Raw genomic sequence first — 25274 nt, forward strand, 5'->3', positions numbered from 1 at the left:
TGAACCGTATTCTTTCGTACCGTCGACGTTGCCGAAAACTGGGTGAGTCCACCGGATTGTCTCATTACATTTTGCTTACTTCCACACCTGAAAAGAAACAGGAAAAATAGATGAAGGACGAGGTTTCCTTTGCGGGTCGTCCCCGTTATGCCAACAGTGGCTTCGGGCCGTCGTTTGCCGTTCTGGATATCGGTCTTCCCGATCGGGTTGCGGTGGTGGAACCGGAGAGCGCCTTTTGGGCCGTTGTGGATACAGAGGCCCTTCCGGAAGCTTTGTCAGGGGGACTGGTTCAGGACTTTCTGGCGCAAAGCGAGGCGTTTCAGGAAGAGATGCAACGTCTTCGCTTCGGGTTGATACCTTCGGCGGTCTATTTCAATCCGACGGAACGCTGCAACTTTAACTGCACCTATTGTTATCTTCCGGAGGACATGCGTCGAAACGGCAAGACCATGACCGTGGAAGAGGTGGCGGAAGCGTTAGAGCGCCTCGCGGGCTACTTTCAAACAACGTTGGAGCCTGGGACGAAACCGCAGCTCATTTTTCACGGCTCAGAACCCATGCTGGCCCGTGATGCCGTTTTTTCGGCCATTGACCGCTTTCACGACAGGTTCATCTTTGGTGTTCAGACCAATGCCACCCTCTTGGATGACGAGGCCATAGATTTTCTTACTTCTCGAGGGGTCGGCATCGGGATTTCCCTGGACGCCCATGACGCTTTGACGGCGGACAAGGTTCGAAAAAACTGGCATGGCCAAGGGGCTTTTTCAAAGGTGCGCCGGGTGATGGAACAGCTGGCTTCCTATGAGGCCTTTAATGTCATCACCACGGTGACTCGAGAAAACGTGACGCTGCTTCCGGACCTGGTGGATTTCTACCACGATGCCGGAGTGGGCGTGATCATGCTCAACCCTGTTCGGTGCACCCGTGAAGGAGGACGGAATCTCAAACCCGACGATACCGTTCTCGCTGAAGCTTTCTGCGCGGCTTTGGATAGAACCTACGTTTTGTTTGAAAAGACCGCGCGAAAGCTTGTGGTGGCCAACTTTGCCAACGTTTTGGCGGGAATCATCGGGCCGACGGGACGACGACTCATGTGCGACATTTCGCCGTGCGGTGGCGGAAGGTGTTTTTTTGCTGTGTCCGCCCACGGCGATCTTTTTCCGTGCAGTGAGTTCCTGGGGTTTCCCGAATATCGCGGTGGGAACCTCTTTCAGAACGATATTCAAGACGTCCTGAAGAGTCGACCGTTTCAGGCCGTGACGACTCGTGTGGTGGAACGAGTGGAACCCTGCCGCCGTTGTGCTGTGCGGCATTTCTGTGGAGCCCCCTGTCCTGCGGAAGTGCAAGCGGTCCGTGGGACTCTGGAAGCGCCGAGCCCGTACTGCCGGTTTTACGAAGAGCAGGTCCGTTATGCTTTTCGCGTGGTGGCTCAGGGTAGGGAAGCAGCCTATCTCTGGAACGGATGGGAATCGGAAACCGAAGAAACCTTTCGGTGTGCTTGACGTGATGATGGTCGCGGACTGAAACCGAGCGCCTGTGGATGCCGAAAACGGCAGCACAGGCGCTCCTTTTTTACTGCCAGCTCACCACGTCGGCGTTTTCTCCTTCTCCCCCTTCTTGTCCGTCGGCTCCCAAGGAATACAGGTCGTAGTCTCCATGCTGCCCAGGACTTCGATAAACATAATCGCGACCCCACGGATCCTTGGGAACATCCTTGGGCAAATAAGGTCCATCCCAGGTGTCATACCCGGGGTTGGCACGTAAAGCCCGCAGACCCTGTTCAGTGGTAGGGTAGCGTCCCACATCCAATCGATAAGCGTCTAGAGCCGTACCCAAAAGAGCGATCTGAGCCTTGGCGGCCTTGATCTTAGAGGTTCCCACCTTTTGGAACATTTTGGGGGCCACCAAAGCGGCCAAAAGCCCCAAGATGACCATGACGATCAACAATTCGATGAGCGTAAAGCCGAGGCGACTCCGCTTCGGATTCCATTTCCGTTCGTCTTTTGGTCGATTCCATCGTCTGTGCATACCGAGCCTTGCCTCCATGAAGGATTGTGTGCTGCTGCTCTAAAAGGCTTCCCCGGCCCTGAAAAGGCCGGTCACGGTCTTGAAGCCTAAAGGCTTTGAGGGTGTCTGTCAACTGGCTGTTCCTTAAATGATTCGAGCGTCGTTGTGATAAATCTAGGGATGCCGTTGGAGAACTCCACATAAGCCATGACGGGCGAGGCGATTTTACGAGGTGGAAGGGCGGTGCATCGTAGCTCTACGTTTGGTGCTTGTCATCTGTGGTTTAGTTTTTTTTCAGGGTATGGCGGCTTGGAGGCCTGAAGAAGGCCGCTGGCGATTCCCCAGCTGCGGACCAGACTCATAAAGGATGCCGGCAAGGGTACATCCCGCTCCAAAACAAGGATCCCCAGTTTCTGAGCCTGTTTCAGAATGTTCGTGGAATCCCTTCCTTCCAGACGATCACACAAGCATTGCATGCGAAGGGCGTCCGTGATGGGAGCCTTGAGGGGTGCAAGTTCTCTCGGTATTTCCCGAAGAAGCTCTTGAATCTGCTCGGCATGGCGGAGAGCAAAAGAAAGATGGGGCTCTTCGGATGGGGCATGCCCGAAAAGCTCATTGACGGCGGCACCCGTAAGACGTACGGCCTGATCGGAGTGAAGCATGGGGCGGCTTTTGCGAATATGCTCCTTCAGGTGCTTGAACAGCACCATTTTGATCACATCCACCCCTTCCCGTAAAATGGGCACAAGTTTTTCCGGCGTTGCCTCCATCGTTTTTCTCCAAACCTTTGTCCTACAAGGTTTCTTTTTCTCGCAGGCTTCGAATGGCTTCGGTTTCCCTTAGCAACCTCCAGAACACCAACGGATACGTAAAAAGACGGCCTTCACTGGCGGCGACTCCCGCACGCGCGATCCAGTAAAGATCCGTCAGGGCCACGGCCCAGAGCCAAAGCGTCGCCGCCATGCCGGGAAGCAGCATGGCTCCAAGAGCCCCGTAAACCGTCATGGTGATTTGAAAATTCAGGGATTCTCTTCCGGCCCAGTCGATCTTTGGTGATTTTTTCCGCTTCACCAGCCAGACACTCAGGGGACACAGGAGATGTCCTACGGGAAGCCACACGGTGCTGGTAGGAATCCACCAAATGACCCCGAGAAAGGCACTGAAGTGACACAGGGACGCCCAGGTGCCGATATCGTCTTCATCCTTCGGCTGGTTTGAGGTCATGGGGATGCCCTTTTTTTGTGAGTCTGCTTTTTCTGCTTTTTCGAGTTGTGACAGATAACTAGGTATTACTAGCACAAAAATTGTCGTGGGGCAAAAGGTTCCACGAAGGTTGTTTGATTAACAGGGCACACTCCAATGTCCTTGGACGTGCCTTGCGCTTTTGAAGGGTGGGCATCCTTATGGTTCGGCGTGACTCGAAAACAGTGTCTTCCTGTCGGGGGTCATCCTTTGGTGTGAGAGGAAGAGGCGGACGCACGAAAGCGCATCCGCCCAAAAAAGGCCTCGCGTTTCAGAACGATCGCTTACGTTTCTTTGGCAAAGGAAGCTGCGGATTTGCTTTGCAGAGCCTTGAAGCCAAAAACCACACAGGTGGTTTTGCAAGATCCGCATTCGATGCATTTTTTCGTGTTAGTGAGGGCGCTGTCATCCAGTTCGGTGGTGGCGTGCAGCACACAAACATGAGTAGCATAGCACGACGTACCCAGATGGGCACAAACGTTCTTAGGCGTGGCTTACTCCTTCTCCGGAGACTTCACGACAAGGCCGTTTTTGATGCCCGCCTGCGGGTCCATGCCGCAGATGTTTTCTCCAGCCACTACCAACACACCGGAAATGGCGGCCCCTACGGCCACGTCTTTCCAGTGGATGCGAGCGATCTCCGTCGGCCCCACGGCCCCGGTGAAAACAGGAAAATCCATCTTGATGGATTCATCGGCAGCAACTGCGTTGTGGGACGCCGTTTATTGTCCCGTTGACAAACCCTGGCATACATTTTAAAGAATCCTTCGTTTTTTTTTGTAGCGACAAAGTCCCTGTGCACAACGGCGTGCAAAAATCGGGGAGCTTTTCAAAGGACGATGGCGTCCAATCTTCTTCGCACGAGAAGAAGAGGGCGCCTTTTTGTTTTATAGGGACCAACATTATATAAGGAGGATTCCGGTATGTCTGACAGCTAGGCGAACCGAAGTGCAGCGATTCTAGCGACCACGCGGGTTGAACCGGCTCCCATATCAGGCATTTGTGTACCTGTCCGGAAGGCTGTGAGGGATCCTGTGAGATCGGTTGTTCCGCGCTCAAGGGCGGGGAAATGACTTACTCCGCAACCTTTCGGAAAGATCACGGCAGGGGCCGACAAAGACTATCCCGTGGAGTTTCCTTTCCTCGACATTCAAGCAATCTGTGTGGGCAACATGGGACTCGTCGGTTGATCTTGAGGTGGCCACGTTTCCGGCCGTGGACTGAACGACGGGGGCCGGCTGAGGAGGAAGGTGGGATTAAGGATCTGTGACGCGAACAGAGCTTAAAGGAGGCGGAATCATGAAGGAACAGTTGAACCCGTTTGCAATCGCACAAAGGCAGTTGGATAAAGCGGCTGAAAAGCTCGGGCTGGATGAGGCGACACATGAATTTTTACGCTGGCCCATGAGGGAATATGCTTTTACGATGCCGGTTCGCATGGATGACGGAAGTACAAGAATTTTTCGTGGCTTTCGAGTGCAATACAACATCGCCCGTGGTCCGGCTAAGGGAGGTTTGCGTTGGCATCCGGATGAAACTCTCGACACGGTGCGCGCTTTGGCGGCATGGATGACCTGGAAAACCTCGGTTGTGGATATTCCCCTTGGAGGAGGCAAGGGGGGAATAGTCTGCAATCCCAAAGAGCTTTCCGAAGGGGAAAAAGAGCGTTTAGCTCGAGCCTACATCCGGGCCGTAGCAGGTATTTTGGGCGTGACCAAGGACGTGCCGGCTCCTGATGTCTACACCACTCCTCAAATCATGGCCTGGATGATGGACGAATATGAAACCATCGTCGGCCAACATCATCCCGGAGTCATCACCGGGAAACCCGTGCCCCTGGGAGGTTCTCTCGGACGCCATGATGCGACGGCTCGTGGAGGCATCTATGTGACGCGGGAGGCAGCCAAGGTTTACGGGATCACTTTGGATGGAGCTTCCATGGCTATTCAGGGATTCGGCAATGCAGGCCAATATGCGGCTTTGCTGGGCTCCGAACTGCTAGGTCTCAAGTTGGTGGCGGCTTCCGATTCCCAAGGGGGTGTCTATAATCCCAAAGGCTTGGACCCTCACGAACTGGTTGAATTCAAGAAAAAGACCGGATCCGTGATAGGCTTTCCCGGTGCGGAGTCTATAACAAACGCTGAGCTTTTGGAATTGGATGTGACCGTTTTATTTCCCTCAGCCTTGGAGAATGTCATTACGGAGGAAAATGCCGCTCGTGTTCGTGCTCGCATGATATGCGAACTAGCCAATGGGCCGACGACTCCCGAAGCCGACGCCGTCCTGCAAGAAAAAGGCATTATCGCCCTGCCGGATTTTTTGGCCAATGCCGGAGGTGTGACGGTGTCTTACTTTGAACAAGTGCAGAATACGTATAATTTTTATTGGGAATTGAAAGAGGTGCATGCTCGACTGGATGAGAAGATGTGCCATGCTTTTCATGATGTACATGCCATGGCGGAGCGACATCGTGTTGGGCTTCGAGAAGCGGCCTACTTGGTGAGCGTGGCACGGGTCGCCGAAGCGTGTAAGCTGCGAGGTTGGGTCTAAAGGTCAAAGCCAAAGGCGGATGGCATATGATGGATATCACCTCGGCACAGTTGATCCAATGGCTGCGCATCGTTCGAGTGCAGCAGAGGATTCTTGTCCATTCGGCTTTGGCGGAATCCATTCGAAACCTTTTGATCCGTACCATGGTGGAACGAGGGATGGTGACTCCGTCCTGGTTCGAACACATGATCCTCGAGGCGTTACAGCATCTCGGCCTCACGGATGAACCGGAGCATCGCCGGGAGGTTTCCGCAGCGCTAACAGATCTCTTGGCGGCTCAAGTCTTTTCCGAAAAGGAAATTCAGGAGCACATTCACCTAGCCCAGAAGATGGAGAAGTTTCAGATTCTTGATCGGGTGGTCCATGCCGAGGGGACCACCTCCATACGGATCAAGAAGGCGCTCAAGGAATTCTGCGCCGTTGCTGAGGGGGATTTATTTATTCCCCCAAGCGAAGCAGAAGCAGTGCGAGTCGGCTTGATCAGCCACTTTATTTCCAACCATTTGCCATTTGTGGGTATTGCCAAAAAGCACATCACCATTCTCGACATCGATGAAATGGTGGACCATGACTATTGGAACCCACGACGATCCGGCAAAATAGGGGGCAAAGCGGCCGGAATGCTTCTGGCCTATAAGATCCTTTTGCCTCGGTTCGAACCCCAGGATCCGGAGCTGGCAAAATATTTACGCATTCCAGAGTCTTACTATTTTAATACTGGTATTTTCGCTGACTTTATCGATTACAACAACCTCCATTGGTTTCGCAGTCAAAAATACAAAACGCGTGAAGCCATTGAGGAAGAATACAAACATATCGCCGAATTTTTCGCTCGGGCGACTTTTCCACCGGACATGATGGCCATGTTCAAAAGGTTCTTGGAAAAGATCGGTGAATGTCCCATTATTTTGCGGTCCTCAAGCCTTTTGGAAGACAATTTCGGCCATGCTTTTTCCGGTAAATACGATTCCGTCTTTTTGGCCAACCAGGGCCCTTTGGAAAAGAGATTGCAAGAGTTTGTTTGGGGATTGAAACGGGTTCACATGAGCACCTATGCACCGGGGCCCATTCTGTATCGAAGGGACCATAATCTTTTGGATTTTGACGAAAAGATGAGTGTCCTCGTCCAGAAGGTTGTGGGAACACGCTACGGCAAGTACTTTTTTCCCCTGGCTTCCGGGGTTGCTTTTTCTCGAAACACTTATCGCTGGTCGCCCAAGATTCGAGAAGAAGACGGCATGGCTCGTGTGGTTTTCGGTCTTGGCACCAGAGCCGTGGAACGGGTCGGGCAGGATTATCCTCGACTGGTTGCGCTCAGCCATCCGGACATGCGACCGGAGGTTTCGGCGGGTCAGGTGGTGAAATATTCCCAACGTTTTGTGGATGGGATCAATATGGAAACCGGACGCGTGGAAACGGTGCCGTTTCGAGAGGTTTTGCCGCACATGCCGTCGGAAGCGGCCTTTTGGGTTCTTTCCGGGGTGGAGGATGGGGATCATATTTCAACGCCCAGTTTCAAAAGCCAAGCCATTCCGCAGGACTCGGCGGTCATCACCTTTGACAATCTGCTGCGCCGTTCCCCTTTCCCCAGGCTTCTACGTCGGATTCTTCAACGCCTGGAACGCGCCTACGACCATCCCGTTGACGTGGAATTTGCCTGGCACGACGATCAGCTCTATATCCTTCAGTGCCGGACCCTGGCGGTTCGACAAGAGTTGGCCCAGGTGGACATTCCCTCAAACATTCCTCAAGAACACATTCTTTTCACTAATTCTCGAGTACTTTTCAATGCCGTGGTTCCCGATGTGGAATATGTGGTGTATGTGGATCCCAAAGCCTATGACGGCCTGGAAGACATGACTCTGAAGGCGTCTGTCGGACGTGTGGTGGGAAGGATCAACCGAGCCCTGGAAGGAAAACGGTTCGCTTTGTTTGGACCCGGCCGTTGGGGTACCAGCGACCTGCACCTGGGGGTTCGAGTCGGCTATGAGGACATTAACCATGCCTTGGTCCTTGGAGAAATCGCCTTTGAATCGCAAGGGGTGGTTCCTGAAGTCTCTTTCGGTACGCATTTTTTCAGTGATCTGGTGGAAGCTCGAATCGTGCCCGTAGCCGTTTTTCCAGATGATTCTCAAGAGTTTTTTCGCGAGTCCTTTTTTTCGACTCCTTCGACCAATGTCCTGAGCCGCCTTTGTCCCGAAGAGGCCAAGTGGGAAAAGGTTATCAAAATTGTGCATGTACCTCAGGAAACCCAAGGGCTGTGGTTGCATGTGCATCAGGATGCACATCATCAAAGAGGGATCGGGTTCTTGGCTCCGGCGGTATCCTGACTCCCATGCCTTTTGCCCGAAGGCTTACGGAACATCAAAACGACGAACCTCTTCGCTCTTATAAATACTGGCATGGATCCACGGGGCCAAAAGGTCAGAGGTGTCCCAAGTTTTGGTTCCACGAGCGTTGTGCTCGGCCAAAAAGCTTATGCTTTGAGTCACAGGAAGATGATAGAGGGACTATGAGAGGTTTCTTGAGCTTCGTTATGTTGTGTCTGTGGACGATCGGGTATGCCTCGGCTTCCGAGGCTTCAAAGGTGCTTCCTCGAGAAATCGCCGGATATCGTCTAGGGACAAACGTCAGCGCTTACGGAAACCGTATCGGCGTCGACAGTGTCTACACGATGCGTTTGCGTCCGTATCTTCAAGAAGCGATCGCACATGTTCCCGAGGGATTTGACAGCGGGTATGTGGTTTACGGGACCTGTGAAGCACCCGGAACCATAGTCCGCATCAAGGTCAAGTATGAAAATGACAGCCGAACTTTTTTCGACAGTCTGCTGGAAGAGTTCAGGAAACAGTACGGTGCGCCGTCTCAATATGTGGGAGATCCCTTTCAAGCCTATGTGGCATGGAAATGGACCTTTGATGCTTCAAAGGATGAAGTGATCACCATGATCCTAAGTCATTACGATGGTGACGATGAAGAACATACTCAGGGCAATGCCCTCAAACTCACTCTGAAATCCTCGATGGACCGCGAAAGACGTTGCTATGAAGCCCGACAGGAAGGAGAACGAGTTCGAGAACGCCGTGAGGGTCGAAAAACTCGGCCGCTGGAACTTCCCAAAGGTGTCGAGGCGTGGCGTCGCTACGTGCCTAGTCCCTAAAGGGCGGAAAGAGCTCAGGGAAACCGTTCAAGACTATTTCACACGTCAAGACCGTCGGTATGGCGTATATGCGGTGACGGGAGCCGGTGAGTTTGTCCCGTCTTCACTGAGCCATGTGTATTTGGGGCTTTCAAGACTCATGGCCGAAGGGATGCTTCACGGTGACCATGTTTTTTTGGATGCAGGAAGCGGGGACGGCCGTGTGCTGGTGCTGGCGTCTTTGGTCCTGGGCCTGAAAACCTACGGCGTGGAATACGATGAGGCCTTATGGGAACGGTCGCTCAAAAACATCGCCTTTTTTGGTCCTTTGTACTCAGGCCCCGATGATTTTCCTACCGTTTTGTGCGGTGACTTTTGCGATGAAAAGACCTACATTCAGGCGAACACAAGTTTCGTAGATTTTGACGTTGTTTTCAACTACGCCAACAATCACGTCAAACTGGCGGAAAAAATCGCTCGGGACGGATCCGACCACGTGCTCTTTCTTTACTACGGCCCCAGTCCTTTACCCGAAACTTTTCCATCTCTGCATCCTCTGCGAACCCTGCCCCTTGGACCCCAAGGGTCGTCCGCAGGACCTTTTTTACACGTTTACGGAAAAGATCAGAAAGGCTTCGCGGGAATGGGCGTTTTCGGAGTTGGGAACCGTGTGCCCCGTGAAAAGTGACCTATTCATTTTTTTCAGAGGGGGCTATCGGGAGGACAAGAGCCGTTGAAGTTCTCCCCAAGGAAATCGTTTCCCCGGACAGTTTGTGGCAGCTCGCGGCACATCACCGTGCCCCAGAATATTTTTCGGCGGAATATTGTAATAGTGGGTCAGTTCTCGAATCAGACGAGCTAAGGATTCCATTTGTTTCGGAGTCGGCAGGTCTTCGTCGAAGTTTCCCACCAAGGCGACCCCAATGCCGGTTTCATTCATGCCCCCGACTTTACAGTGAGCTCCTTTTTGCTGTTTGATCCAGCGCGGAGACACTTCAATCTGACCGTCTCCTTTGCCTAGGCTCCCGTTATCGATAAGAAAATGATAACCTAGGCCGTTCCAAAAACCTCGGTTCTGGTGGCTCATGTGAATAAGCGTTGCCTTGCCGATGTCCGAGGCGGTGTGATGCACCACGATATAGCGCCAGCATCCGTTGGGATAGAGCGGAATGATGTTTTGAAACTGCTTGGCATTGGGAATCGTAAGCTTTTGACCGATTTGGATGGGATCTCCCGGCTTGAGCTTATTGGCTTTGTAAATGGAGTCCACAGAGACGCCGTACATCTTTGAAAGACGCCATACGGTTTCCATGGGGGCGACTTCGTGGATGACGGTACGAGGCTTATCTGAGGAGACCAAGGGTTGTTGAACCACTTGAATACGGTGAGGTCTTGAACCATTGGATGAGGTTGGCGAGGAGGCTGGAGGCTCGGGTGACGGCGCCGTCCAGGCAGGTGCCGACATCGAAGGGGGAGGAGATGGCTTGGAAGCACATCCCCAGGAGGTGAGAAGCGTCAGGATTAAGAGGCTCCTAAGAAGAAGGCTCGTTGGATGACAGGCCTTCGCATTCATGAGCTCGTGACTCCCTGATCCATGTCCAGGACCATGGCCGTTTCATCGCAGTCCGGAAACTTGGTGCAGTGCAGGCAATCCGCCCAAATCTTTTGAGGAAAACTTTGTTTCTCCGTAATTCGAAACCCAAGCTTTTCAAAAAATCTGATTTCATATGTGAGAGCGAAGACTCGGTGGATTCCCAGATCCTTAGCTTCCTGAAGACACTCACGAACCAGAGAAGTGCCGATACCACGTCCTTGAAACTGGGGCAAAACCGCCAGCGATCGTACTTCCGCCAGATCTTCCCAGACAATATGGAGGCAGCAGCAACCGAGAATCTCTCCGGTTTCCGGTGATTCCCAGACCACGAATTCGCGTATGTGCGTATAAAGGTCGCTCAGGGATCGAGGCAGCAGTTTGCCTTCAGCGGCAAAGGCGTTAAGGATTCGATGAAGACCCTTGGCATCCTGAATGCGCGCCTTTCGTATCATGAAGTCTCAGCCTTTCCTAGGTGTCTGCGACGTCTTCGGGAAAGCACGGCGTCAATGGTTTCAATCATCGTATCCAGCTCTTCGTGGGTGGTGCACCAGCCTGGAGAAAGACGCACGGACCCTTCAGGATAAGTTCCCAAGGTTTGATGGGCCCAGGGAGCGCAGTGCAGGCCGGCTCGAACCCCAATACCGGCTTCAGCCAGAATTGCGGCGACATCCTGCGGTGCCATTCCATCCACCGTAAACGAAACGGCATTGCCGCCTCGCACAGAAGGTCTATGCACATGAACACCCTTGACGGCTTCCAGTCGGTCGGCGGCTTGCTCCGCCAAGCCAAATTCATGCCGTTGCAGGTTTTCGAGACCCATAGCCATAACCTGTAGCATGCCTGCCTTCAGGCCGGCAATCCCGGGAATATTGGGAGTTCCGCTTTCCATGGCATCAGGCATGTGCCTCGGTTGAACCCATTGTTCGGAGCGACTTCCCGTGCCTCCTTCGATAAGCGGTGCCACCTGCAGATCCGATCGAATGTAAAGAAGTCCGATGCCTGAAGGTCCCAAAAGCCCTTTGTGACCGGAGCAGGCGAGCATGGCCAGGTCGTGTTCCTGCACGGAGATGGGAAGAAGTCCCGCTGTTTGGGCGGCATCGAGCACAACGGGAACCCCCGCTTTTCGGCACATGGAAAAGACTTCGGGTGTTGCCACAAGGGCCCCGTTCACATTGGAGGCATGGACAAAAACGGCAAGGGCCGGAGCTGGGTTCAGAGCACGTTCCAAAGCCTTCAGGTCCAAAGTTCCGTCGGAAAAGCAAGGGATTCGCTGGATCTCAATATCTCTTTCCATGGCCAGGCGGGACAAGGGCCGAGCCACCGCATTGTGCTCCATGCTGGAAGTCAGGACGCGGTCTCCTTTCTGAAGGAACCCCTTTATGGCCACATTGAGGCTTTCTGTCGCACTCTTGGTAAAAACGATTTGAGAAGGATCGGGCACATGGAAAAAACGAGCTGCAATCCTTCGTGTTTCCTCAACCATCGCCTCGGCAAGCACGGCCCGTCTGGATTGTCCGCGTCCTGGCGAAGCCAATTCGGCCAACGCTCGTGTCACCTCAATCACAACACTTTCCGGCTTGGGAAAGCTCGTGGCCGCATGATCCAGATAGATTTCGTTACCCACCGCGTCAGTCGCGTTCCACTCTTTCATGCGATGCGCTGCTCGCCTGTGTAAACGGTGAATTTGCCGGCCCTGGCGTAGCCGATGAGAGTCATATTGAGGGTTTGTGCCAAACGAATCGCCAATGTTGTTGCCGTATTACGGCTCACGAGACAGGGAAGTCCCACTTTTGCGGCCTTGATGACGATCTCCGATGTGAGCCGACCCGTGGTGAGGAGCATCTTATCGTCCAAGGCCAGATCGTTCAAGAAACTGTGGCCGACAAGCATATCGACGGCATTGTGGCGTCCGATATCGTCTCGGAACACAAGAATTTCGGCCGCATTCGCCAGCGCGCAGTTATGCACGCCATGGGTTCTTCTGTAGGTTCGACTTAAGGCATTAAGATCTTCCATGCGCTCCCAGATCGCGCGGGCTGAAAAGGTCGGGCCCGAGGCCACGGGACGTGCCAGCAAAGCATCAAGAGCATGGTAAAAGACCGTGCCCTTACCACAACCGGAAGCAATGGTGCGCTTGTTCCAGAGTTCAAAGGTTAGGCGCGTCTGCCCTTGCACCTGGAGGAAGATTCGACCGTTTTCAAGATCTATGCGCAGGTCCTGAAGATCGTCGCGGCTGTCCAAAAAACCTTCCGCATAAGCAAATCCCACGGCCAGTTCTTGCAAGTGGTGTCCGGCACAAAGAAGGGTCACCATTTCCTTGTTATTGATGTAGAGCGTGATAGGTGTTTCCTCGATGACCCATTGCTCTCTCTGTTCCTCAAGCCCCTCGGATCCATAGATCCATACGGGCACAGCCGCCACCTTTTCCTGGTCGTTCCTACCGGCACCGAAGGGTTTGAAAGTCATGACCGTATCACACCTTCAAGAGCGTGTCGAATATAGTCTTCAAGAATGCATCGATGATCAAAAGCCATAGCTTCGGGAAGGGCGCTTAGAGGAAAAACCTGGAGTCCTTTGGCGTCGTCCGCTGCTTGAGCATGCCCGACACCCATAGCTGAAAAAACGACACTCACCGTGTGTCGCCGCGGATCACGATTCGGATCGGAATAGGCTCGAAACTGTTTCAAGTTCAAAAGGTCAAGGCCCGTTTCTTCCTTGGCTTCCCGTTGCGCCGCCTGTTCCAGACTTTCCCCGTAGTCCACAAAACCACCGGGAAGCGCCCAACCCGTTGGAGGATACTTTCTTTGAATCAACACAACACTACCGGGGGCTTCTTGTGGATGAATGATGATATCCACGGTGAGAGCCGGTTGACGGAATGGAAGCACTTGAGCGCCGCATTGAGGACATGTAAGGACCTGTCGGCTCACGTGAATGGCTCCTTGGCTTTTTGAGCAAAAACGATATGTTCCAAAACAAGAACGAGCACGATGCCAAAGATGAGGCCGTTTCCCAAGAAGATTCCAACCATTCCGGACAAGGATACTATAAAGGACGAAGGCAGAAAGGCCAAGAGCGTGCCAAGTAGCACGGGAATACCGACAACAAAATAGTCTCTGGCCGCCAGAGTTCGTCCTGTAGTGATGACGGCCAAGCCGGCGCCTACCTGGCCTGCCATGGCCACGCACAAAGCCGAAGCCACCACGGCCGACGGGACAAGGGTCAAGGCCGCCACGAGCTTGGGAACGAAAGCCGCAACAGTCACCAAAATGCCACACCAGGCCAAGGGAAACCGACTGGCCACGCGGCTGGCCAGAACCACTCCAGGTCCGGTGCTGTAGGAGACGGTTCCTACCACCCCGAAAAAACTGCAGGCCATTCCACACAGACCGTTCAGCATGAGACCTCGACGCAATGCCGTGTCATGACGTTCAGGCTTGATGACCGCCTTCATGGACTGAAGACTTCCGATGCTATTGACGGCAATGGCCAGGTAAGTCAGCACGAAGGCTAAAAAAGCGTCTCCATGCCAGCGAGGGGAAAAGGCAGCCCAAGGTCGAGGCAGGGAAAGCCATGGAGTGTGCACCAGGGGGCTCCAGCTCACGCGATCCAGAAAAGCGAAAAGAATTGTTCCCAAAAGCAGCCCCAAAGCCAGGTTGCACGTTTTCCAGAGACCTTTGAGGTGTTGTCCCATGATGGCCACCAATAGAACGAGGCCAAGACAAAGGCCTAAGATAAGAGCCGAAGGTTCATGATGTTCGGCGTCTAGACCCAAGAGGGGAGGGATTAAATGAGGTAGCAGGGAAAAAGCGATGAGCATGAGAATGACGCCCACCACATTGGGCGTAAAGAGGCGCAGCAGAAACTTCGTGGCTCCCGTGACGGCCGCCAAGGCCAGACAGGCTGCCGAAGCGAGTGAAGCAGCCTGAATGGTTCCCAAACCTAGAGAACTTAAAGACACAAAAGTCAGAAGATGCGCCGTCGACGGCCCTTCCACGAGGGGATACCGATGGCCCCATAGAGTTTGCACCAAGGTGCCCAGTCCTGAACAGATAAGGGTGACCTGAAGAAAGCGGGCCTCCGCCCCACTGGAAAGATGCATGGCTTGGGCCGCGATCTTTGCGGTGACCACGAAAGCCGGAAAGATGATGACAGCCCACTGCAGGGCATACAAGAGAGTGAAACCAAGGGGTGGGTGGTCGTCGAGCCCGTAGAGGTATTGGTCGGAACCTGAGGATGGCATGGCGACGCTTTTTTCGGTCCCGTTCCTCCGAACGGCGAGAGCTTCTCTTTGACGATTTTCTTAATGTTGAATGTCAAAGAGGCTGCTGATGGAATCCTCGTTGTGGATGCTTCGAATGGCTTGACTGAACAACCGTGCCGCCGAAACCACCTTGATTTTGTTGCAATGGGCTGCTTGAGGCCGAAGCGGTAACGTGTCCGTCACCACAAGGCTCTTGAGATCACTTTTTTCGATGCGTTCCACCGCAGGGCCGGATAAGACAGGATGCGTCACACAGGCATGCACTTCGCGGGCACCCCGATCCAACAAGGCTCGAGTGGCTTCCACCAAGGTCCCGGCCGTGTCTGCCATGTCATCTAAAATGATGGCTGTTTTGCCCTCCACATCCCCGATGATGTTCATGACTTCGGCCTGGTTCACATCGACGCGTCTTTTGTCGATCAGGGCCAATCCGGCTGGAAGCCTCTGCGCATAAGCGCGGGCTCGAGGAACGCCTCCCGCATCCGGGCTTACCACTACCAAGTTATGATCAAAGTGTTCACGAATGTAAGGAAGCAGAATCGGTGAAGCATAGAGATTGTCTACGGGAATGTCGAAGAAGCCTTGAATCTGCCCAGCGTGAAGATCCATGGTGAGAATACGGTCCGTACCCACGCTGGTGATAAGGTCCGCCACAAGTCGGGCTGTGATGGGCACGCGGGGCTTGTTTTTTCGATCCTGACGGGAATAGCTGTAGTAAGGAATGACAGCCGTGATACGCCGTGCCGAAGCCCTTTTGAGGGCATCGATCATGACAAGCAGTTCCATGAGGTGATCGTTGACCGGGGGGGCTCCGGACTGCACCACAAAAACGTCCGCTCCACGAACGTTTTCTCCCACTTCCACACGAATTTCCCCGTCGCTGAAGGTGGTCACCAAGGCCCGTCCAAGGGGAATTTCCAAGGAATCACAGATCTTTTGAGCAAGTTCCAAATTGCTGTTGCCCGAAAAGATCTTTAAGCCATAGGTCGCCATGGGCGGCTCTCCTCCGTGTCACTCAATGTTCCAGACTTCACGATTTGAGCGGTCCCTAAATAGTCCAGGCAACCGGAAATGGCAAGCCTTTTGGGGGCCCGTCGAAAAAGGAATGAGGCATATTAAGTTGCTAGAAATCTTTAAAATTTTCATGTACGGCCCGATACGCTTCGTTTTCCGGGTGGTAGATGAACCGATGACAATGGGGGCAGGTGAGAATGTCCTGATCTCGAAGCAGTTCAATGAAGCGCTGAGGTGGAATGTTGAGGTGGCATATTTGGCAGACGCCTTGGGTTACGGGGGCTACAGCCACCCCTTTGTATCGCTGCGCTAAAGTGTTCCATTTGTTAAAGATCAGAGGTGAGAGTTTTGTGCGAATGTCGGCCTGCAACGCTTCCAGGCGGGCGATTTTTTCGTCCACCTGATCACATTCCTGCTGCAAGGCGGCTTTTTTATCTTCCACAGCCTTTCGACGTTTTTCCACTTCCTGGGCCAGGGTTTTCAATTCCTTGGATAGGTTTTCGATTTTTTCCATAAGCTCCAGAATATGGTCTTCACGAGCATTGATTTCGTCTTGAAGATCCTGAATTTCTTTGAGCAGCGCGTGGTATTCGCGATTGGTTTTCACCTCGTGTTCTTTTTGGCGGCTTCGTCGAATACGGGCTTCCAGGTCCGCAATTTCCTTTTCTTCCGCGCGTCGCAGTTGCACGGCGTTGTCATGTTCCGTCTTTTTGAGAAGATATTCGCTCTCAAAAGCGGCGAATTCTTTGTCCAAGGCTGCGATTCTCAGCGGCGTTTCCTCGCGTTTTCGAATCAGTTCCGCTTTCTTGTTTTCAAGAATCTGTAGTTCTACCAGGTACTTCAGCTGTTCCTGCAAGGCGTTCCCTCCTGTTGTCATGGAAAATCACCGTGAGAAAGGGCTCCTTTTCCACGGTGCATGTCCACACGTCCAAGGCCGCATCATGGCGCCATGCCGAAGCTTTCAGGGCTTCCGCCAATGGCCTTACCACCAGAGCCTCGGACGCGAAATGACCGATATCAATCACCACAATGCCTTGGTTCAAAGCCGACTGGGCATCATGGTATTTGACGTCCCCTGTAATGAAGGCGTCACAGCCGTTTTCTACGGCGCGTCCAAGAAGGCTCATGCCGCTTCCTGTGCATAGAGCCACCTTGTGAAGAAGCTTTTCTGGATCCCCTACCAGACGGATGGCTTGCAAATCTAAAAGGCCGGCCAGCTGTTCCATGAGTTCAAGGGCCGAGCATGGTTTGGGAAGTTGCCCGTAAAGGCCGAGGCCGAGATAACGCGGGTCTGGGGGTATTTCGGAAAGTTTTTCCAAAGATCCTTGGACGATGAGGCCCATGGTTTGAGCCAGCACACTGTTGGTGCCGCACGAGGCGGCGTCCAAGTTGGTGTGGGCCGCAATGATATGCACATTGTGACGAATAGCTTCCGCTACAACGGCTCCAGGAAAACGATTCAGGAAAAGATTTGTCTGAGCTTTGTTAAAGAGCGGGTGGTGCACGACCAGGGTTTGGCATCGCCTTTGGGCGGCTTCCCGAACCGTGAGGACCGACGGATCCAGAGCCACCAGCACGGCGGAGACTTCGGCTTGGGGATTCCCGACCTGTAGGCCGCAATTGTCCCAGTTTTCGGCGAATCGAAAGGGGGCAAGATCGTCGATCCACTGCAGGATGTCGGAAACGGTGACGCGCTTTTTCATGAGCCGTGCCTTTGTGCATGGGATAGATGGCATACAGGTGCGGCGTTCCACAAAAAGGAAAGGGGGTGTTCCTCGTGAGGAACACCCCCTTGGCGTATGGGCACCTTATGAGCGTGGGATTTGGCTTTGAAACCCTCGATGGAGCGCACTTTCCGCTTCGTCGTACTGACTCGTAGCATGCCTTGGTCGCTTTCACGAAAAATGGGGTGGGCCCACCTGGCCTCGAACCAGGGACCGACCGGTTATGAGCCGGTGGCTCTACCAACTGAGCTATGGGCCCGCATGCAAAGGTGAGCACGTATATAAAAATGACTTTCCCACAGTGTCAAGGAAAAGGTAATCACCGTTGCCTTTCACCCATGCCTTCATTGTTTGAAACGGCAACGCCCCGAAAGGGGTTGCCTTTCGGGGCGCTGAGGTTTCTTACCGGTTAGGTCTTAGGCGCGTCGAACATTGATGGCCTGGGGTCCCTTGGGTGTTTGCGAAATCTCAAACACGACCGCATCCCCTTCGCTCAGGGTCCGAAAACCGCGTCCTTCGATACCGGAATAATGAACGAATACATCCCCGGCACCTTGCGTCTCGATAAAACCGAAACCCTTCTTCTCGTTAAACCACTTCACTTGACCTTGCTTCATAAATCTGACTCCCTTGTGTTCTGTACTGCATGCCGGGTGATGCTTTGGAATGCGAGGCTGCTGAGGAAAAGCTGGACACTCGGTGAAACCAAAGAGCGGACCACAACGTGCGTACATGAATCTGAAATTTTGGAAACCCCCTCTGGGCTTCCATCAACGTGAGGGGACTTGTATCAGGTCTCACTGGAAAAACCAAGCACTTTTTTCGAATTTTGAAAAAAAATCTCTCTTGAATTCTCCTGCCTCTGTCAGGCAAGGTATCCTCTAAGAAAAACGCGGTTTGATTGAATCACCTTTGAGGTTTGGGCTTCGTGAGGAGATAAAGGGATGACGAAGAGAAGACGCATGGTGGTGGTGGGAGGGGATGCGGCGGGGATGAGTGCGGCATCGGTGGCCCGCCGGATGGCTCCGCATTTGGACATTATCGTCTTTGAAAAGGGGCCGCACACTTCTTACTCCGCTTGAGGCATTCCGTACTACGTCGGCGGGCTCGTCGACGACGATAAAAAACTCGTAACCCGATCCCCGGAAGAATTTCGAACAAAACAAAACATTCATGTCCATGTTGGGCATGAAGTGGTCGGTATCGATTCCAAGGCAAGGCGCATTCAGGTTCTCCATCGGGAATCGGGGCGGATCTTTTGGGAGCCTTACGATGATTTGCTGATTGCCACAGGGGCTCGCCCCCTTGTGCCCAAGGTGCCGGGCCATGAAGCCCAGGGGGTGATGGGGGTGCACACGCTGGAAAGCGGCCTTCGAGTGCGAAGAGCCGTTGAGGCCCTCAAGCCGCGTCAGGCCGTGGTGGTGGGAGGCGGATACATCGGGTTGGAAATGGCCGAAGCTTTTTTGCTGTTGGGTCTTGAAGTGCGTCTCATAGAAAAAGCGCCTCAGGTGATGGGTACCTTAGATCCCGATATGGCTGTGTGGGTCGCCGAGGCCCTGCGTTCCAAAGGAGTCAAGCTCCATCTGGAAGAATCTCTGGTGGGTTTTGAAACAAAAGACGGACTTTTGCAGGCTGTGGTCACGGACAAGGGGGTTTACCCTGCAGGGATCGCTTTGTTGGGGCTCGGAGTACAACCCAATACGGAAATAGCCGTTCAGGCAGGTGTCCCTGTGGGGATTCGAGGGGCTCTTCGAGTGGATGCCCGTATGGCCAGTGGCGTGGATGGTATTTGGGGAGCCGGTGATTGCGCCGAGTCCAGGCATTTTCTGACGGGGCAACCTTTTTATGTGGCCTTGGGAACGGTGGCCAACCGACATGGACGGGTGGCCGGCACCAATATCGCTGGAGGTCATGCGGTCATGGGAGGCGTTTTGGGAACGGCGGTCACCAAGATCTGTTCGGTGGAAATTGGACGAACGGGCCTTCAGGAGCGAGAATTGCAAGAGCTGGGTTGGGACTATGTTACAGAAACCATCGAAAGTCGAACCAAGGCGGGTTATTTTCCGGGAAGCGGTCCGATCCGCGTGAAGCTTCTGGCGGAAAAACGCACAGGAAAAATCCTTGGAGGACAAATTGTGGGAGAGACCGGATCGGCCAAAAGAATTGATGTGGTGGCGACGGCCATCATGGGAGGTTTGACGCTCGAGGCTATGAGTGAGCTGGACCTGGGCTATGCGCCACCTTTTTCGCCCCTATGGGATCCGGTGATCATTGCCGCCCGGGTTCTTTCTAAAAAGGTGCGCCCCTGAACCGAACCGAGAAATCAAACCTTGACAGGAACTTGCTTTTGGATTTCTGCTCATCGGCCTTTTCAAGACGTGTCCTGAAAACCAGACCACCCTTCGTAGGGGCGCAGCTTCATGTCTGTCCCCAAGAAACGGCAGTCCGGTTCCATATCCTTCCATGACCATTTCAAGACATATCCTGGAGACCACGTCACCGTATGGAGGGACGGCCCCGTGTGTCCGCCCCAAAACACGCGCCGGGGGGACGTTGTCGGGGCGCACACACCGGTGCGCCCCTCCAGACGGGGCAAAGGCAATGGGTCGGCATCTTTGGGTTGGGACGGCGGTGTGAATCCGATGGCCCGGGGTCTAGACGTTCAGCCTTTCATGTTTCGATAAAGCTTTTGAGTTCCTTTCGTCGGCTGGGATGGCGAAGCTTTCTTAAGGCCTTGGCTTCGATTTGACGGATTCTTTCTCGCGTGACGTGAAAATCCTGACCGACCTCTTCGAGGGTATGATCTGATTTTTCCCCGATACCAAAACGCATGCGAAGGACCTTTTCTTCTCGGGGTGTCAACGTAGCCAGAACCTTACGAGTTTGTTCACTCAAATTGAGGTTGATGACGGCATCGACGGGAGATGTGACACGTCGGTCTTCGATAAAATCCCCAAGATGACTGTCTTCTTCTTCACCGATAGGCGTTTCCAGGCTAATGGGTTCCTTGGCGATCTTAAGGACCTTACGCACCTTATCGACGGGAAAATCCATGCGTTCCGCAATTTCTTCCGGAGTAGGTTCTCTGCCCAGTTCCTGCACCAAGTATCGTGACGTGCGAATGAGCTTGTTAATGGTTTCGATCATATGTACGGGAATACGAATGGTTCGGGCTTGGTCGGCGATAGCTCGCGTAATGGCCTGACGAATCCACCAGGTGGCATAGGTGCTGAACTTGTAGCCCCGTTGATACTCGAACTTGTCCACAGCCTTCATCAGGCCGATGTTTCCCTCCTGAATCAAGTCCAGGAACTGCAGGCCTCGATTGGTGTATTTCTTGGCGATACTGACCACCAGACGAAGATTGGCTTCAATGAGCTCGCTTTTGGCCTGTTTGGCGCGAGCCATGCCGTCTTCCACCTTGCGTAAGATGACCCGAAGGCTCTTGGAATCCATCTTGGCCTTCATTTCAAAAGCAGTGATTTGTTCCCGGGCTTGCACGGCTCGGCGAATGAGGGCCACAAGGTCGTCGTGGGACATGTTGAGATGGGCGGCATGTCGGCGCATCTCGGCGTCACTACGGTCCATCTCTTCAAGCCATCGCTGTAATTCGGTCAAAGGTTTCCCCGTGACCAGCAAGCAGTGTTCCAAGTCTTTTTCGGCTTGCTCGATCGATTCCAAGTAAGAACGAAGTTTGGCGACAATACGTTCGATTTGATGCTTGTCCAACTGAAGGTTTTTCAAAAGGTTGACGATCTGCTCTTTTTGAGCCTGAACTTCCGCGCTCAACAGCTCCTTTTCTCCGGGCTCCAAGTCCTCGGAAAGAAGACGCACCTGTTTTTCTCGAATCTCCCCATCCAGTTGCTTGACCTGGTCCAAAATCTCAATGACTTTGAAGCGCAGGAGTTCTTTTTCTTCGTCGGGCATTTCCTCTTCTGTGGCGATGAGCACCTCATTGATTTTGATGCGCCCGCTTTCCAGATCTTCCTTGATGGATAGGATTTCTTCGACGCCCAAAGAGGACTCCATGAGGGCGTTAAAGACTTCCCGCTCCCCGGCTTCGATGCGTTTGGCGATTTCCACTTCGCCTTCTCGAGTGAGGAGCGAAACCTGGCCCATTTCTCTTAAATACATCTTGACGGGATCCGTGACACGTCCTTCCGCGTCCAGATCCACCACCCCTTCTTCGCTTTCCTCCTCTTCCACTTCGTCGTCACTCGAACGTTCTTTGACCACCTTGACCTGCTGGTCCGAATCGACGATCTCGATGTTCATCTCATCGAAAATCATCATCATGTCGTCCAGCTTTTCCGGTGTCACCAGATCCTCGGGAAGGACCTCGTTGAGTTCGTCGTAGGTCAGGTACCCTTTTTCTTTGCCGGCACTGATCAGTTTCTTGAGGTCCTCCAGGCCGGGACGTTTCTGGGTTTCTTCGCAGGTCTTCTTCAAATCTTCCGTCATAGGTCTTAGGCTCCTTCAGTGGGCTCTCTAAACCTTTAACCCCTTCTTTGCGCTGCGCAAAGGGCTCGATACTCTTCTAGGAGTTTTTTTCGAGCATGAGCATCGCCCGAACGCTCCGCATGCACCAATGCGGCTCGAATTTCCTCAAGTTTTTTTCTCCTATATCGAAGACGCAAGCTTTCAATCCTTTCTTCCAAAACAAGCTGCGCAGCGCTCTCTTCCAAGACGTTCTCATCTTTTTCCAGTATCAGACGTGCCCAAAGCTTTTGGCTTTCTTCATCCGGAAAAGTGACCGAGGCCAAGGAAAAAGAATCCCCCGTGTTCTGCATGGCATGCATGAGCAACGTCTTCAGGACGTTCGCCATGGGAGACGGCTCCAGCACCTCAAGCACCCCGAGCTCGTAAGCCTGTTCGGCAAGGCTCGGGTGCTGCACGATCAATCGAAGGATTGTTTCTTCCGCAGAGGGCACATGCAGTGCCGTGTTTCTTGCGTGCGCCGTTCTCACGGAATGAAAAGCCCGCTGCCTTTGGCTTTCTTGTGGCGAACTCGACAAATGACTCTGCACGGCGGCCTCGGAAAGCGACAATTTAGCCCCAAGAAGACGAGCCATTTCCTCCCGCAGTACGGGTTCAGACACGTCGGCCACAAGTGCTGCACATTCCTTGATCACCCGCACTTTGTCCTGAGAGGTCCCGTTCCATGTGGAAGCAAGGGCATCGATAGCAAAGTGCAGGAGTTCCCGGCGTGTTTCCAGTAAGGCGATGAAAGCTTCAAGCCCGTGGTTTGTGAGGTAGTCGTCGGGGTCCATCCCTGAGGGTAAGGTGAGGCAGCTGGCGGCCAGTCCTTGCCGAAGAAAGAGCGGCAAAGCTCGAAGCATGGCTTTTTGGCCGGAAGCATCTCCATCGTAGACTAAAACCACTTCGTCGGCCAACCTCTGCAAAAGCCTCACTTGATGTGGCGTAAGGGCGGTGCCCAAGGTGGCGACAACCCTGCGAAAACCTCGCTCGTGAAACGCCAAAAGGTCCATGTACCCTTCCACCAAAAGGACTTGACGCTTGGTCCGACACGCTTCCAACGCGGCAGGGTACTGATAGAGGGTGCGACCCTTGTGATAAAGTTCTGTTTCGGGACTGTTGAGATATTTAGGTTCTGATCCGTCCAGGCTGCGGCCTCCAAAGGCCACAAGGGTTCCATCCGAAGAAGTGATGGGAAAAATCAGGCGGTGGCGAAATCGATCGTAGAAACCGCCCTTGTCTGAACGGATCACGAGGCCGGAGCGCACCGCCGTTTCCGCGTCAATGCCCTTGGATTGCAGATGGCGCAACAGATGATCCCATCCGGCGGGGGCGTACCCGAGCCGCCGCTCCTGAACCAGTTTCGGCGAAAGCCCTCTCTTTTCAATGTATTCTCTGGCGATGCGTCCCTGCTCTGGATGTTGCAAACGACTGACGAAGAACTCACAGGCGATCTCCAGGGCTCGTGAAATGGCCGATAAAACCTCGGGTTTTCTTTTGGAGGATCCCAAAAACCCTTCGGGCAGGATCACATGATAGCGATCGGCCAGAGTCTGGACGGCTTCGGAAAAAGTGAGGTTCCAGTGGCGCATGGCAAAGGTGATGGCATCCCCGCCGGCTCCACAGCCGAAACAGTAAAAGAGTCCGTGGGAGACATCGACCTGAAAGGAAGGCGTTTTTTCTTGATGAAAAGGACACAAACCCACGTATCGGGTGCCGATGCGCTTCAAAGGGACCACGCTCCCGATGAGGTCCAAGATGTCCACAGCCTGCTTAATTCGAGTTGCCGCATCCGTTGTGGTCACCGGCCCTCGCCACCCCGCACAAAGGCTTGCTGTTTGCTGGGATTTAACCCAACCGGAAACCTTTGATCTTTATCCTATCCTGAAGGCAAAATCAATAAGAAAAAGAACTTCTTCAAGTCCAGACCGCGCCCTGTTCAATCGATCAGGACCCGCTCAGATGGGCTCGCACCATTTCCTGCACTGTTTTTCCGTCGGCACGACCTGTCACGCGGGGCATGAGCACTTTCATCACTTTGCCCATGTCTTTGGGCGAGCTCGCACCCGTTTCACGAATGACTTCCAGAATCATTGTCTTGAGGGCTTCCACATCAAGGGGTTTCGGCAGAAAAGATTCAAGGATTTTCATTTCCTTTTCTTCTTTTTCGGCCAGATCGTGTCTTCCGCCTTTCAGGAACTGTTCGATGGATTCTTTTCTTTGTTTGATAGCACTGGCAATCAGTTGATGCACTTCAGGTTCCGACGGTTGACGTCGAAGCTCTTTTTCTTTGTTCTTGACGGCCGTAAGCAGCATGCGAAGGGCGTTACGCCGGTCTTCATCCTTGCTTTTGATGGATTCCTTCAAAGCCTGTTCAATCTTTTCAAGCAGTTCCACCGATCCACCTCCTGTCGTCTTCCCATGGTATTTTTAGGCTTCTGCCATGGCCTTTTGAACGGGGGTTCCTTTTCCAATGAAAAAAGCCCGGCGGCCTATTGGATAAGGCTTGGCGATGCTATGAAGGAATCTGTAGAGACTGAAGTCGATCCAAGGCTTCTCGAAGATTCAAAGCCCCGGCGTAGAGTGCCTTGCCGGTGATGACGCCGTTGAGGCCCAAGGGAACCAAAGGCAGCAAGTCCTCGATGTCCTTCCAAGAAGCCACACCGCCGGAAGCGATCACGGGAGTGGACAGGGCTTGGCAGAGCCTTCGTATGGCTTCCACATTGACGCCGGACTGCATGCCGTCCCTTTGAATATCGGTGTAGATGACGGCGCTCAAACCCAGGTGATCAAAACGCTTCGCAAAGGTGACGGCTTCTAAAGCTGTTGTTTCCGTCCAGCCTTCCACGGCCACGTATCCGTTTCGAGCATCGATCCCCACGGCGATGGAGCCTGGGAATCGTCGGCAGGCTGTTTCCACCACTTTGGGGTCTCGAAGCGCCCAGGTACCCAAAATGAGGCGACGGGCTCCAAGGTCGATATACGCTTCAAGGGTTTCCATGCTTCTTAAGCCTCCCCCAAGCTGCACAGGAATGGAGACCGCCCTGATAATGGCACCGATGATTTCCCTGTTTTTGGGTGTTTTGGCGAAAGCCCCGTCCAAATCCACCACATGAAGCCATTGAGCTCCCTGGGCTTCCCAATGGAGAGCCACGGCCACAGGATCCGTTCCATAGACGGTGGCTTGGGCCATGTCTCCTTGTTTCAGCCGAACACATTGCCCCTCTTTGAGGTCGATGGCAGGGTAGATGATCATGGTATCCT

25 protein-coding genes and 1 tRNA gene are annotated in these 25274 nt (G+C 53.5%); 7 read left to right on the forward strand and 19 right to left on the reverse strand.

All coding sequences use genetic code 11. The annotated features are described in order from the left end of the window. Positions 1–110: 110 nt before the first annotated feature. A complete protein-coding gene (gene cbpB, locus WHS46_07080; GenBank protein MEJ5348436.1) occupies positions 111–1502 on the forward strand; it encodes a peptide-modifying radical SAM enzyme CbpB in 1392 nt (463 codons plus the stop codon). A 70-nt stretch (positions 1503–1572) separates the two neighbouring features. On the opposite strand, the gene gspG is transcribed toward cbpB, so the two are convergent. The 4 genes from gspG to WHS46_07100 all read right to left on the reverse strand — a co-directional run bounded on the left by gspG (position 1573) and on the right by WHS46_07100 (position 3929). After that, positions 1573–2028, reverse strand: coding sequence for a type II secretion system major pseudopilin GspG (gene gspG, locus WHS46_07085; protein ID MEJ5348437.1), 456 nt, complete (start codon positions 2026–2028; stop codon positions 1573–1575). A 251-nt stretch (positions 2029–2279) separates the two neighbouring features. Continuing rightward, positions 2280–2777 carry a hypothetical protein gene (locus WHS46_07090; GenBank protein ID MEJ5348438.1) on the reverse strand — a complete coding sequence of 166 codons (498 nt, stop codon included), beginning with the start codon at positions 2775–2777 and terminating at the stop codon, positions 2280–2282. Positions 2778–2799: 22 nt separating this feature from the next. Then, complete coding sequence (locus WHS46_07095; GenBank protein ID MEJ5348439.1) at positions 2800–3231, reverse strand: DUF4870 domain-containing protein; 432 nt, start codon at positions 3229–3231, stop codon at positions 2800–2802. A 512-nt stretch (positions 3232–3743) separates the two neighbouring features. Further along, positions 3744–3929, reverse strand: coding sequence for a hypothetical protein (locus WHS46_07100; GenBank protein ID MEJ5348440.1), 186 nt, complete (start codon positions 3927–3929; stop codon positions 3744–3746). 619 nt (positions 3930–4548) lie between these two features. On the opposite strand from WHS46_07100, the gene WHS46_07105 reads away from it, so the two are divergent. From WHS46_07105 to WHS46_07120, 4 genes are all read left to right on the forward strand, one after another. Then, positions 4549–5799 carry a Glu/Leu/Phe/Val dehydrogenase gene (locus WHS46_07105; GenBank protein MEJ5348441.1) on the forward strand — a complete coding sequence of 417 codons (1251 nt, stop codon included), beginning with the start codon at positions 4549–4551 and terminating at the stop codon, positions 5797–5799. Positions 5800–5825: 26 nt separating this feature from the next. Then, positions 5826–8129, forward strand: coding sequence for a PEP/pyruvate-binding domain-containing protein (locus WHS46_07110; protein MEJ5348442.1), 2304 nt, complete (start codon positions 5826–5828; stop codon positions 8127–8129). Positions 8130–8323: 194 nt separating this feature from the next. After that, positions 8324–8959 carry a hypothetical protein gene (locus tag WHS46_07115; protein MEJ5348443.1) on the forward strand — a complete coding sequence of 212 codons (636 nt, stop codon included), beginning with the start codon at positions 8324–8326 and terminating at the stop codon, positions 8957–8959. Continuing rightward, positions 8922–9626: a hypothetical protein gene (locus WHS46_07120; GenBank protein MEJ5348444.1), complete on the forward strand. Its 705-nt coding sequence runs from the start codon at positions 8922–8924 to the stop codon at positions 9624–9626. Before WHS46_07115 ends, WHS46_07120 begins: the two co-directional genes overlap by 38 nt. A gap of 24 nt (positions 9627–9650) precedes the next feature. Here the strand turns inward: WHS46_07120 and WHS46_07125 are convergent, their stop codons facing one another. From WHS46_07125 to WHS46_07175, 11 genes are all read right to left on the reverse strand, one after another. Continuing rightward, positions 9651–10511 carry an N-acetylmuramoyl-L-alanine amidase gene (locus tag WHS46_07125; protein MEJ5348445.1) on the reverse strand — a complete coding sequence of 287 codons (861 nt, stop codon included), beginning with the start codon at positions 10509–10511 and terminating at the stop codon, positions 9651–9653. Then, entirely contained in the window at positions 10508–10984 is a 477-nt protein-coding gene (locus WHS46_07130) for an N-acetyltransferase (GenBank protein MEJ5348446.1), read from the reverse strand. The genes WHS46_07125 and WHS46_07130 overlap by 4 nt, the downstream gene beginning before the upstream one ends. Next, the gene (locus tag WHS46_07135; protein MEJ5348447.1) at positions 10981–12183 is read right to left on the reverse strand and encodes an aminotransferase class V-fold PLP-dependent enzyme; all 1203 of its coding nucleotides are present in this window, start codon (positions 12181–12183) and stop codon (positions 10981–10983) included. Before WHS46_07135 ends, WHS46_07130 begins: the two co-directional genes overlap by 4 nt. Beyond that, the gene (gene fdhD / locus WHS46_07140; GenBank protein MEJ5348448.1) at positions 12180–12998 is read right to left on the reverse strand and encodes a formate dehydrogenase accessory sulfurtransferase FdhD; all 819 of its coding nucleotides are present in this window, start codon (positions 12996–12998) and stop codon (positions 12180–12182) included. The genes WHS46_07135 and fdhD overlap by 4 nt, the downstream gene beginning before the upstream one ends. Further along, positions 12995–13462: an NUDIX hydrolase gene (locus WHS46_07145; protein MEJ5348449.1), complete on the reverse strand. Its 468-nt coding sequence runs from the start codon at positions 13460–13462 to the stop codon at positions 12995–12997. Before WHS46_07145 ends, fdhD begins: the two co-directional genes overlap by 4 nt. After that, a complete protein-coding gene (locus tag WHS46_07150) occupies positions 13459–14775 on the reverse strand; it encodes a solute carrier family 23 protein (protein MEJ5348450.1) in 1317 nt (438 codons plus the stop codon). Before WHS46_07150 ends, WHS46_07145 begins: the two co-directional genes overlap by 4 nt. Before the next feature lie 60 nt (positions 14776–14835). Then, on the reverse strand, positions 14836–15789 hold the full coding sequence (locus WHS46_07155; GenBank protein ID MEJ5348451.1) for a ribose-phosphate pyrophosphokinase: 954 nt from the start codon (positions 15787–15789) through the stop codon (positions 14836–14838). A gap of 130 nt (positions 15790–15919) precedes the next feature. Then, positions 15920–16666, reverse strand: coding sequence for a C4-type zinc ribbon domain-containing protein (locus tag WHS46_07160; protein MEJ5348452.1), 747 nt, complete (start codon positions 16664–16666; stop codon positions 15920–15922). Next, positions 16623–17513, reverse strand: coding sequence for a Nif3-like dinuclear metal center hexameric protein (locus WHS46_07165; GenBank protein MEJ5348453.1), 891 nt, complete (start codon positions 17511–17513; stop codon positions 16623–16625). Before WHS46_07165 ends, WHS46_07160 begins: the two co-directional genes overlap by 44 nt. Before the next feature lie 207 nt (positions 17514–17720). Next, a tRNA-Ile gene (locus tag WHS46_07170) sits at positions 17721–17793 on the reverse strand. A 157-nt stretch (positions 17794–17950) separates the two neighbouring features. Next, positions 17951–18151, reverse strand: coding sequence for a cold shock domain-containing protein (locus WHS46_07175; protein ID MEJ5348454.1), 201 nt, complete (start codon positions 18149–18151; stop codon positions 17951–17953). Between the two features lie 327 nt (positions 18152–18478). Here WHS46_07175 and WHS46_07180 point away from each other — a divergent pair, with 327 nt between their 5' ends. Together WHS46_07180 and WHS46_07185 are read left to right on the forward strand one after the other, a co-directional pair. After that, positions 18479–18616, forward strand: a complete 138-nt coding sequence (locus WHS46_07180) for an NAD(P)-binding protein (GenBank protein ID MEJ5348455.1) — start codon at positions 18479–18481, stop codon at positions 18614–18616. Between the two features lie 3 nt (positions 18617–18619). Then, positions 18620–19843, forward strand: coding sequence for an FAD-dependent oxidoreductase (locus tag WHS46_07185; protein MEJ5348456.1), 1224 nt, complete (start codon positions 18620–18622; stop codon positions 19841–19843). Between the two features lie 361 nt (positions 19844–20204). Here WHS46_07185 and rpoD read toward each other — a convergent pair whose 3' ends face one another. The 4 genes from rpoD to hisA all read right to left on the reverse strand — a co-directional run bounded on the left by rpoD (position 20205) and on the right by hisA (position 25266). Next, positions 20205–21995 carry an RNA polymerase sigma factor RpoD gene (gene rpoD / locus WHS46_07190; protein MEJ5348457.1) on the reverse strand — a complete coding sequence of 597 codons (1791 nt, stop codon included), beginning with the start codon at positions 21993–21995 and terminating at the stop codon, positions 20205–20207. 35 nt (positions 21996–22030) lie between these two features. Next, positions 22031–23815, reverse strand: coding sequence for a DNA primase (dnaG, locus tag WHS46_07195; GenBank protein MEJ5348458.1), 1785 nt, complete (start codon positions 23813–23815; stop codon positions 22031–22033). A gap of 142 nt (positions 23816–23957) precedes the next feature. After that, positions 23958–24407, reverse strand: coding sequence for a GatB/YqeY domain-containing protein (locus WHS46_07200; protein ID MEJ5348459.1), 450 nt, complete (start codon positions 24405–24407; stop codon positions 23958–23960). Between the two features lie 118 nt (positions 24408–24525). Then, positions 24526–25266, reverse strand: a complete 741-nt coding sequence (gene hisA / locus WHS46_07205) for a 1-(5-phosphoribosyl)-5-[(5-phosphoribosylamino)methylideneamino]imidazole-4-carboxamide isomerase (protein ID MEJ5348460.1) — start codon at positions 25264–25266, stop codon at positions 24526–24528. Positions 25267–25274 lie beyond the last annotated feature (8 nt).

The organism is Desulfosoma sp., assembly GCA_037481875.1.
In the GTDB taxonomy this organism is placed as follows: Bacteria; Desulfobacterota; Syntrophobacteria; order Syntrophobacterales; family DSM-9756; genus Desulfosoma.

Coding starts and splice junctions, on each gene's coding strand:
- WHS46_07175 (MEJ5348454.1), bottom strand. CDS start 18,151: ATGAAGCAAGGTCAAGTGAAGTGGTTTAACGAGAAGAAGGGTTTCGGT.
- gspG (MEJ5348437.1), bottom strand. CDS start 2,028: ATGCACAGACGATGGAATCGACCAAAAGACGAACGGAAATGGAATCCG.
- WHS46_07100 (MEJ5348440.1), bottom strand. CDS start 3,929: ATGGATTTTCCTGTTTTCACCGGGGCCGTGGGGCCGACGGAGATCGCT.
- WHS46_07105 (MEJ5348441.1), top strand. CDS start 4,549: ATGAAGGAACAGTTGAACCCGTTTGCAATCGCACAAAGGCAGTTGGAT.
- hisA (MEJ5348460.1), bottom strand. CDS start 25,266: ATGATCATCTACCCTGCCATCGACCTCAAAGAGGGGCAATGTGTTCGG.
- WHS46_07095 (MEJ5348439.1), bottom strand. CDS start 3,231: ATGACCTCAAACCAGCCGAAGGATGAAGACGATATCGGCACCTGGGCG.
- WHS46_07165 (MEJ5348453.1), bottom strand. CDS start 17,513: ATGAAAAAGCGCGTCACCGTTTCCGACATCCTGCAGTGGATCGACGAT.
- WHS46_07155 (MEJ5348451.1), bottom strand. CDS start 15,789: ATGGCGACCTATGGCTTAAAGATCTTTTCGGGCAACAGCAATTTGGAA.
- WHS46_07125 (MEJ5348445.1), bottom strand. CDS start 10,511: ATGAATGCGAAGGCCTGTCATCCAACGAGCCTTCTTCTTAGGAGCCTC.
- WHS46_07110 (MEJ5348442.1), top strand. CDS start 5,826: ATGATGGATATCACCTCGGCACAGTTGATCCAATGGCTGCGCATCGTT.
- cbpB (MEJ5348436.1), top strand. CDS start 111: ATGAAGGACGAGGTTTCCTTTGCGGGTCGTCCCCGTTATGCCAACAGT.
- WHS46_07180 (MEJ5348455.1), top strand. CDS start 18,479: ATGACGAAGAGAAGACGCATGGTGGTGGTGGGAGGGGATGCGGCGGGG.
- rpoD (MEJ5348457.1), bottom strand. CDS start 21,995: ATGACGGAAGATTTGAAGAAGACCTGCGAAGAAACCCAGAAACGTCCC.
- fdhD (MEJ5348448.1), bottom strand. CDS start 12,998: ATGACTTTCAAACCCTTCGGTGCCGGTAGGAACGACCAGGAAAAGGTG.
- WHS46_07135 (MEJ5348447.1), bottom strand. CDS start 12,183: ATGAAAGAGTGGAACGCGACTGACGCGGTGGGTAACGAAATCTATCTG.
- WHS46_07130 (MEJ5348446.1), bottom strand. CDS start 10,984: ATGATACGAAAGGCGCGCATTCAGGATGCCAAGGGTCTTCATCGAATC.
- WHS46_07150 (MEJ5348450.1), bottom strand. CDS start 14,775: ATGCCATCCTCAGGTTCCGACCAATACCTCTACGGGCTCGACGACCAC.
- WHS46_07090 (MEJ5348438.1), bottom strand. CDS start 2,777: ATGGAGGCAACGCCGGAAAAACTTGTGCCCATTTTACGGGAAGGGGTG.